Raw genomic sequence first — 2,606 nt, 5'->3', positions numbered from 1 at the left:
GCGCCGCCGGGCGGCGCAGCTCGGTGAAGCCGCTCTCCCGGGCACGGGCGGCGGCGAGCAGCCCGGCCACGCAGGACGCGTTGGTGATCTCGCCGGCCAGCACCATCCGGACCGCCTCGTCCAGGTCGACCCGGACGACCTGCAGGTCGGCCTCCTCGTCGCTGCGGTCGTGCCGCTGGTCGGCGGGCACGTCGGCGAGGTCCCGGGCCAGGAAGACCCGGACCACCTCGTTGGTGAAGCCCGGCGAGCTGTGCAGGTCGACCAGGACGTCGATCGCGCCGGCGGTGAGGTCGGCCTCCTCGGCCAGCTCCCGCCGCGCGGCGTCCGCGAGGTCCTCGCCGCGCACGTCCATCAGCCCGGCCGGCAGCTCCCACAGGTGCCGGCCGACCGGGTGCCGGTACTGCCGGATCAGCACCACCTGACCGGCGTCGTCCAGCGCCACCACGGCCACCGCGCCGACGTGCGTCACGTAGTCCCGGGTGGCGGTGCCGCCGCCGGGCATGGTGACGTCGTCGCTGACCACGGAGAAGATCCGGCCGGACCAGATCTCCCGGTGGTCGGTCGCCTCGTACCGATGCTCGACAGCGCTCACGACGCGGAGGCCGCCTTCGCCGCGGCGGGGGTGCCGTTGCGGGCCGCCTTCTTCGCCGCCGGGGCCTCGGCCGCCGCGTCGGCCAGCTCGACCGGAAGCTGGTCGGCCTCCGAGTACGCGACGGCGGCCTTGACGAACGCGGCGAAGAGCGGGTGCGGCCGGGTCGGCCGGCTCTTCAGCTCGGGGTGCGCCTGGGTGGCCACGAAGAACGGGTGCAGGTCCCGGTCCAGCTCCACGAACTCGACCAGGCGGCCGTCCGGCGAGGTGCCGGAGATGTGCAGGCCGGCCTTGGTGAGCTGGTCCCGGTAGGCGTTGTTCACCTCGTACCGGTGCCGGTGCCGCTCGCTGACCTCGGTGCTGCCGTACGCCTCGGCGACGAGCGAGCCCTCGGCCAGCTTCGCCGGGTACGCCCCGAGCCGCATGGTGCCGCCGAGGTCGCCCTTGCCGGCGACGATGTCCTCCTGGTCGGCCATGGTGGCGATGACCGGGTGCTTGGCTTCCTCGTCGAACTCCAGCGAGTTGGCCCCGTCCAGGCCGGCCAGGTGGCGGGCCACCTCGATGGTCATGCACTGCAGGCCGAGGCAGAGGCCGAGCAGCGGGAGGCCGTTCTCCCGGGCGTACCGGGCCGTGCCGATCTTGCCCTCGATGCCGCGCACGCCGAAGCCGCCCGGGATGACAATGCCGTCCACGCCGGCCAGGGCGGCCGCCGCGCCGGCCGGGGTGACGCAGTCGTCGCTGGGCACCCAGCGCAGCTGCACCCGGGCCCGGTGGCCGAAGCCGGCCGCCCGGATCGCCTCACTGACCGACAGGTACGCGTCGGGCAGGTCGACGTACTTGCCGACCAGCGCCACGGTCACCGTGTGGCGGGGCTGGTGCACCCGGTCCAGCAGGTCGTCCCAGCTGGTCCAGTCCACGTCGCGGAAGGAGACGCCGAGCCGGCGCACCACGTAAGCGTCGAGCCCCTCCCGGTGCAGCACCTTCGGGATGTCGTAGATGCTCGGCGCGTCCGGGGCGGCGGTGACCGCCTCCCGGTCCACGTCGCAGTAGAGGGAGAGCTTCTCCTTGACCTTGTCCGGGATCTCCCGGTCGCAGCGCAGCACCAGGGCGTCCGGCTGGATGCCGATGCTGCGCAGCTGGGCCACCGAGTGCTGGGTCGGCTTGGTCTTCAGCTCGCCGGACGGCGCCAGGTACGGCACCAGCGAGACGTGCAGGTAGAAGCAGTTGTCCCGGCCCAGGTCGTGGCGGACCTGACGGATCGCCTCCAGGAACGGCAGCGACTCGATGTCACCGACCGTGCCACCGACCTCGGTGATCACGATGTCGGGCACCTGGCCCTCGGCGTCCGGCTCCCCCATGCCGAGGATCCGCGCCTTGATCTCGTTGGTGATGTGCGGGATGACCTGGACGGTGTCGCCGAGGTACTCGCCGCGCCGCTCCTTGGCGATCACCGCCGAGTAGATCTGCCCGGTGGTGACGTTCGCCTTGCCGGACAGGTCCCGGTCGAGGAAGCGCTCGTAGTGGCCGACGTCCAGGTCGGTCTCGGCGCCGTCCTCGGTGACGAAGACCTCGCCGTGCTGGAACGGGTTCATCGTCCCCGGGTCGACGTTGAGGTACGGGTCGAGCTTCTGCATCACCACGCGCAGGCCGCGCGCGGTCAGCAGATTGCCGAGGCTGGAGGCGGTGAGGCCCTTACCCAGCGAGGAGGCGACGCCCCCGGTGACGAAAATGTGCCTGGTCGTCCGTGCTGAAGGGGCCAAGGCCTGCTCCCGTGTCGTCCGTAGCGGTCGTGCGAACCGCCGTGCCGATCACCAAGTGATCACGCGATCCACGGGATTCCACGGTAACACCTCTCCCGGCCCGAACCGGCGTCGCACCCGCCGTCGCCGCACGTGAATCCGGTTCCGGCTCAGCGGGCGCGCACCTGCGTCGATGCGGGACGGGCCTGGAGAGGTGTTACCGTGGAATCCCGTGGATCGCGTGATCACTTGGTGATCGGCACGGCGGTTCGCACGAC

At 71.9% G+C, this 2,606-nt stretch carries 2 protein-coding genes; both read right to left on the bottom strand.

What is annotated here, in order from left to right:
* Positions 1-592 (bottom strand): NUDIX domain-containing protein (locus ACWEVO_RS34715; RefSeq protein ID WP_452311644.1); only part of this gene is annotated, 592 nt, incomplete at its 3' end.
* Positions 589-2,349, bottom strand: a complete 1,761-nt coding sequence (locus ACWEVO_RS34710; RefSeq protein ID WP_452311643.1) for a CTP synthase — start codon at positions 2,347-2,349, stop codon at positions 589-591. The genes ACWEVO_RS34710 and ACWEVO_RS34715, both read right to left, overlap by 4 nt.
* Positions 2,350-2,606: the final 257 nt, after the last annotated feature.

It is taken from the genome of Micromonospora sp. NPDC003776 (assembly GCF_053605645.1).
This window is presented reverse-complemented; position numbering and strand designations above follow the sequence as displayed.